The organism is Kribbella sp., from assembly GCF_035687465.1.
In the GTDB taxonomy this organism is placed as follows: domain Bacteria; phylum Actinomycetota; class Actinomycetes; order Propionibacteriales; family Kribbellaceae; genus Kribbella.
In genome coordinates, this window is sequence record NZ_DASRXP010000640.1 from 1 (window position 1) to 6,649 (window position 6,649).

Below are 6,649 nucleotides of genomic sequence, written 5' to 3' on the forward strand. Positions count from 1 at the left end.
GACGACGCCGACGGGGTGGCGTTTCGTGGTACGGCGGGAATCGTACGGCGCCATGGTGGGAACCGCGTCGAGGCGGCCCTGTTCGTCGGAGACCACATCGCGGTGCCCGGCTTCGCAGTCACCACCGACGGTTCAGTGGCGATCAGCGTCACCACGGGTGATGAGTTGGGCGGTGTAGTGCATGCCCGCAACGCGGCCGCGATCTGGCTCCGCGCCCCGTCTCAGGGCCAGACCTTCTACTTGGACGGGATGCCGCTGCCCGGCGAGCCCGCCGGGGATCAGTTGGTGCTGCGCATCCCGGCGGGCCGTCATCGCTGGGAATACACCGCCGGGGCGCCGACCCCGGGGAGGCCGCAGGTGCTGCGCACCGAGAACCACGCCACGGGATTCACGCTTGTCTGGACCCCGGTGGCCGGGGCGACCGGCTATCACGTCGAACTCAGCACCGATGGCGGAAAGAGCTGGCAGCAGGTCGCGGCCGCCGTCGCCGCCACCCGTTACCCGGTAACCGGAGTTGCAGCCGGGACCAAAGTGCACGCGAGAGTGGTGGCACAGGGTCGGGCCCGAGCCGGACAGGCGTCGCGGCCCTACCCGGTTTACGTCAGCCCGGAGGTACCGCACAGCCCCGATGGCCTCTGGGTTCGCCGCGTTGAGGGCGGCATCCTCGCCTCCTGGGGCGAGGTGCTGGGGGCGTACGAGTACCGGCTCTACCGCCGTCGGCGCGGGCAGGAGAGCTTCACCCTCATCGGGAGTGGACTGGAGCGACAGCACTTGGACACCGCGGCCGACGAGGTCGCGGAGTACCGGGTCAGCGCCGTCAACGGCAACGGCGAGGGCGTGCCGGGCGCGGTCCGGGACACCGAGCCCGGCGGGATGATCGACTGGGATCCCCGGCCGGACGAGGTGTTCCGCCGCGCGACCCAGAGCTACGAGAGCGGGTACGAGGAGACGAACCCGTGGATCGAGGAGAAGATGCCGATCCTGTCGTACCCGGACCCGGAGCGCCGCCACTGGACCGGATGGCGCGCATGACCCCACGGCGGCCGTCGATCCCACGCATGCTTCCGCCCGCTCTGGGCGCCTTCCGCGCCCGGACTTCGTGCGCCAGACCGGGAGGCAGGACAGGTAGCGCCGCAGCGGCCCGGTTAAGCAGAGTAGAACGGCTGCCCCGTGTCCGAGGCGCCAACCAGCGTTACGCAATCGTCTTCTGACCATGACCTGCTGCGAACTGGAGTTGACAATGATTCTCGGCGTTTCACGCCTGACCGACGGACGGACTCGATCGGTCAGCCCGGAGAACCCGACCGGGGCGAAAGGCGCCGGCGGGGCGGCAACCGAGGGCACCGGCGCCAACGCGGCCCGGGACCTCGGCCAGGGCTGGAAGGTGTCGCCCAGCATCGGGATACCGGCCGGTGCCACCGCGGTCCTCGCCGACCTGGAGGGCCCTGGGACCATCCGGCACTTGTGGCTGACCACCCGCCCTGTGAACTGGCGGTCACTTATCCTGCGGATCCACTGGGAAGGCAGCGCGACACCGGCGGTCGCGGTACCGCTCGGGGACTTCTTCTGCCAGGGGTGGGGCGAGTTCGCCCAGGTGAGTTCGCTTCCGGTGGCGGTCAACCCGAACGGCGGCTTCAACTGCTACTGGGAGATGCCCTACCTGCGCGAGGCCAGGATCAGCCTGGAGAACATCGGGCCTGAGGCGGCCCGGGTGTACTTCCAGGTCGACTATGAACTCGGGGTCGTCGACGACGATCCTGGATACCTGCACGCGACGTGGCGCCGGAGCAATCCGTTGCCCTACCAAGAGGTGCACACCATCCTGGACGGGGTGACGAGCGGCGGCCATTACGTCGGCACCTACCTCGCCTGGGGTGTCAACAATTCGGGCTGGTGGGGCGAGGGGGAACTCAAGTTCTACCTGGACGGCGACGAAGAGTTCCCGACCATCTGCGGCACCGGCACCGAGGACTACTTCGGGGGAGCCTGGAACTTCGACGTGCCGGGACAGGGGTACACCGCTTACACCACACCTTTCCTCGGCCTGCCCCAGATCCTCCGTCCGGACGGTCTCTACCGAAGCCAGCAGCGGTTCGGCATGTACCGCTGGCACCTGGCCGATCCGATCAGGTTCGGCAGCGACCTTCGGGTCGACGTGCAGGCACTGGGGTGGCGGCAGGGCGGACGCTATCTGCCGCTGTGCGACGACATCGCCTCCACGGCGTGGTGGTACCAGCGGGAACCTGCTGGCATCGAGACGACGTTCGACCCGGATCACCTGGAGATCACCTGACGGCATGGTGCCGGCAAGACCGCCACGCTAGGGCCTGGACCAAGTCCGATCCGCGAAGTGGTGAGGACGGGAACGCCTGCGTGCTGAGCAGATGCAGCAGCAGATGGCCCTCCTGGATGCGTGCCGTCGCAGTGGAGGCGATCCGCAGCACCCGGTCGGCGTGTGTCGAGGCATCCGTACCGCACCGGTGGATCATTGCAAGGTATGTGACATGCAGCCAACATGAACTCGATATGCTAACGCGTGACCAGCCTGAGATGAGACCTGCGATGAGAATCAATGTCTTCCCCAAGGGGCAGTTCGACGTGCTCGTGCGGCACCCGGCGGCGTTCGAGGCAAAGGACTCCGGATGGAACATCAAGTCGGTCATCCGGATAGCGGCCATATGAGCTACATACCGGTCGATGTCCGTCCGCACAGGAGCATCCGCGTCGCGGTCGTCGGAATCGGTTGGATGGGGCGCTTCCACGCGACGACTGTCGCCGAGAAGGTCCCCGGCCTCGTCCTCGAGGCCATCGCCGACCCCGACAGGGCGGCCGCGGACGCGCTGGCGCGCCGGCTCGGCGTCACGAAGGTCACGGCGGACGCCGCCACTGTCTTCGCCGACCCGGACGTCGATGCGGTCATCGTCGCGTCGCCACCGCGGTTTCATCCGATCCAGATGAGCCACGCGAGTGCGGCCGGCAAGGCGGTCTTCTGTGAGAAACCGGCCGCGGTGAACCTGCCCGACCTCGACGCCGCGCTCGCCGCGGTGGCCAGGGCGGGGACACCGCTGCAGATCGGCTTCAACCGGCGTTACTCCGCCGCGTTCTCCCGTGCGTACCAGTTGGTCTGTGGCAGCGCGGTGGGGACGCCGCAACTGTTGCGCTCGCTGACCCGTGACCCGGCACCGCTCGAGCCCGAGACGATCAAACGCAACGCCATCTTCGTCGAGACGCTGATCCATGACTTCGACATTCTCAACTGGTTCAACCGCGGAGCCGTGGCCCTCGACGTGCGCGCTGTCGCGGACGCATTGATCCGGCCCGACTACGCCGACACGGGGTTCCTGGACACAGCCTTGGTCACCATTCGGTACGACAACGGTGCGCTCGCCACGGCGGAGGCGAGCCTGCAGACCAGCTACGGCTACGACGTACGGCTGGAAGTCTTCGGTCCCAACGGGATGGTGACGGCCGGCGGCGCGCCGCCGGCCGACACCCGGCGGTACAGCGCGGACGGAGCGACTGTCGGTACGGCACAGCGCAACCTGGAACTCTTCCACGACGCCTACGTGGCAGAACTCACCGACTTTCGCGATCTCGTCCGGGCGTGGCGGGCGGGCGTCGACCTCGCGGAGTTCGCTGAGGGGCGCCCAGAGATGGCCGGGGGCATGCAGGTGCGGCAGGCCTTCGCCGTGGCGCAGGCGGCGATCGACTCCTGTGCGTCAGGCACGGCGATCGCGGTCGAACACACCGCAACCGAAGAGGCGAGCCCGAGATGAGCGTCAGAGTTCACAAGGATGCTGAGGTCATCGAGGTCGTCCTCTCCGATGATCTGCGTCATCCGCGCTTCTCCTGGCCCGTCTCCCGGGTGACTGTGCCGGTCGAGTTCGGCGGCGGCTGGGATCTCGACGCCGGCCCCGTTGCGTCGTACGACGGCAGGCCGGTGCCGGTCCAGCTCACCGAGGTACGGGAAGCGGGAACGCAGTCGGCAAGCGCAACAGTGCACCTGCTCTCCGACTTGCCCGCCGGCGCGGAGCGCACCTTTCGGCTAGAGGCTGGTCCGGCGGCCGGTGCGGCGCCCGCGACCGGTCTCCGCGTCGATCCGCAAGGGGACGAGACGGTCCTCGACAATGGACTGATACGGGCCGCGTTGTCCACATCCGACGATCCGGCCGTCGGCGAACCAGTGTTGCGAATCGGCAATCCCTCAGGGTGGATCGGCTGTGCCCGGATCACATCGGTGGGCACACCGCGCAGCGTGGACGTACGCAAGGTCGAACAGGGTCCGGTGTTCGTCGAGTACGCAATGGACTTCCGGTTCGTCGGCGACCGCCGCTATCAGCTGTCCGTCCGGCTGACAGCCGGCATGGAGTTCCTCGAGTTCGACGAGCGCATCAATGGCTTCGGACCGGAGGATGACGTCGCGCTGGAGTTCGACTGGGACGCGATCGGCTGGACTCACCGGTACTGCGCGAACCGGCCGGACGGTCCGACAGAACCGGATGGCAGGGGGTACGACGATTTCGCCTGGGAGCCGATCGCCGGCGGCCTCGGCCCGGGGGGTGCGCTGCCCATCGAGTTGGTGCCCTATCACAGTTGGCTGACCTGGTGGAGGCTGCCTGCTGCGGCATTCTGGGCCGAGCCGCACGACGTCTCGCTCGGAGTGTTCATCACCGATCACGAACGGTGGGACGACGGCGAATGGGCTGTCTGGGGCTCCTCGGTCACACTTGCCGGCCGGTTCTCCTTCGAGAGCGGTCGGCTGCGCTGGCGCTTCCCGCTGGCCGCAGGCACCCGTTCCCTCGCCGTCGCCACTTATCCGCACGCTCAGGACGTACGGACGGTGACGCGCACGGGCATACCGCTGACCCACATCGACACGTTGTATCGCTGGCACGGCTGGCTGTCGCTGAACAAGGTGAAGGACTGGACCCTGGACCATCTCGAGCCGGGCTCCAGCTACCCCCGATTCTTCGACACCGCGCACCACGAACTGTCGACCGACCGGCGGGAGTTGCTGCGCAATCTGGTCGCCCGCGACGCGCTCACGCTCAACTCCATCCCCGACGGCGGCCCGCGCACCAACCACGGTCCGACGCCAGTCGGCTCTCGCGAGGTCGCCAAGCTGCTGGTCCCACTGTTCGACGAGACCGCCTGCGGCCTGACCGAAGCCGAGCGACGCGATCTCGGTGCGGCATTGCAGTTCCTCAGCTATGTCTTCGAGGACGAAACGCTGATGCCCGTACGCCGGATGCTGGCCGGCCACCCGAACTTCCTGACCGACGTACTGGCGGTGGTGGCGGCGCTGCCGTTCCTCTTCCCGAACCACCCCGACGCACGCCGGATGGCCGACCATTTCGAGCGGGCTACCGCGCTGAATCTCAAATACCATCTCCGCCCGGATGTGCCAGCCTGGCAGGCGCAGGGCGGCCGGTGGACGGAGAATCTGGCCTGCTACGTCTGGGGCCCGGTCGAACTGCTGGTGCTGTTCGGGCATCTGCTGCGCCGGTTCTTCGACGGACACAACCGGCTGGCCCGGCCGGAGACCTCGGCGCTCGGATACTGGCTGCTCAACACGCTCTCCGCGCCGATGCACCGGTACGGCGGCCGGCGCACCCTGCCACCGCAGGGCGCGCACGCTCATGGGAAGGGACCATCCCGCGCGTTCCGCGTGCTCGGGCAGGAACTGGCGAACTACGATCCGCTGCTCGCGGAGTATCTGTTGTGGGCGGCGCCGCCGGGTACCGAGGAGCGTGAACCGCGGGGCCCGAGCAGTTACGACACCTGGAGTCATCTGCAGTCCGGCGACTGGTTCGACAACGCCGGCACCGACCCAGAGCTCGAATCGGCGAAGTTCACCGGGTACGGGTTTGTTCTGCGGGCAGCTGTCGGCACACCCGACGAGGTCACCGTCTATCTCCAGCAGCTTGACGCCGGCCCCAACTACCGGTGGGGTCGAGCCGCCCGGGGCGGCAACGGCGTTGTCTATTACTACGCGGCCGGTCGCCGGTACAGCTCCAACAATGTCGAGGACGTGGGTGACCTGCCCCGCGGCGATGTGGAGCGGTGCACCAACTTCGGGGTGCTGAAGCTCGGCGGCTACCGGGAGCTCGGGCCGTACCGCAGTGTCGGCATGAACGATCTGACCGAGCCTTTGCACGACTTCGGCTTCGCTCAGTTCGCCTGTGTTCACGCCGGGCCTTCGGCCTCGCCCGACTACACCGCGCGCAGTGTGCTGTTATCCGGCGCAGACTACTTCGTGCTAATCGACCAGGTCCGTGACGGGGTGCACGGCCGGTTCTCGTGGTTCGTGGACGAGGAGGAACAGTTCCCGTCGATCGTCCAACTGGTGCCCGGCGCCACACCGACACTGGTGCCACCGGAGCCGAACCCCGACGGCCGCGACAATGTCGACCATCCTTGGCAGCCGACCAGCGGCCGCTACTACGACGGGACGGGCAGCTTTCTCACGGTGGTCAGCCATCTCGACGACGTTCGGGCCACTGCCATGCCGTACGGCTGTGTGGTGGCGGTGCGGGGTCGCGAGGATCTGGTGTTCTGCGCCGCCATGCCTCAGCAGTACGGCGATGAGCAAGGTGTGACGTTCGAGGGCACCTCCGGCATCGTGCGTCACCACCCCGGCGACCACTAC

At 67.8% G+C, this 6,649-nt stretch carries 4 protein-coding genes; all 4 read left to right on the forward strand.

Annotated features, from left to right (window positions below; all coding sequences use genetic code 11):
• The coding region (locus VFG33_RS34115; protein WP_325057134.1) for a fibronectin type III domain-containing protein at positions 1–1,032 on the forward strand (1,032 nt) is incomplete at its 5' end.
• A gap of 208 nt (positions 1,033–1,240) precedes the next feature.
• Positions 1,241–2,293 carry a glycoside hydrolase family 172 protein gene (locus VFG33_RS34120; protein WP_325057135.1) on the forward strand — a complete coding sequence of 351 codons (1,053 nt, stop codon included), beginning with the start codon at positions 1,241–1,243 and terminating at the stop codon, positions 2,291–2,293.
• A gap of 385 nt (positions 2,294–2,678) precedes the next feature.
• On the forward strand, positions 2,679–3,776 hold the full coding sequence (locus tag VFG33_RS34125) for a Gfo/Idh/MocA family oxidoreductase (RefSeq protein WP_325057136.1): 1,098 nt from the start codon (positions 2,679–2,681) through the stop codon (positions 3,774–3,776).
• Positions 3,773–6,649: hypothetical protein (locus tag VFG33_RS34130; protein WP_325057137.1), on the forward strand; the 2,877-nt coding region annotated here is incomplete at its 3' end. The genes VFG33_RS34125 and VFG33_RS34130, both read left to right, overlap by 4 nt.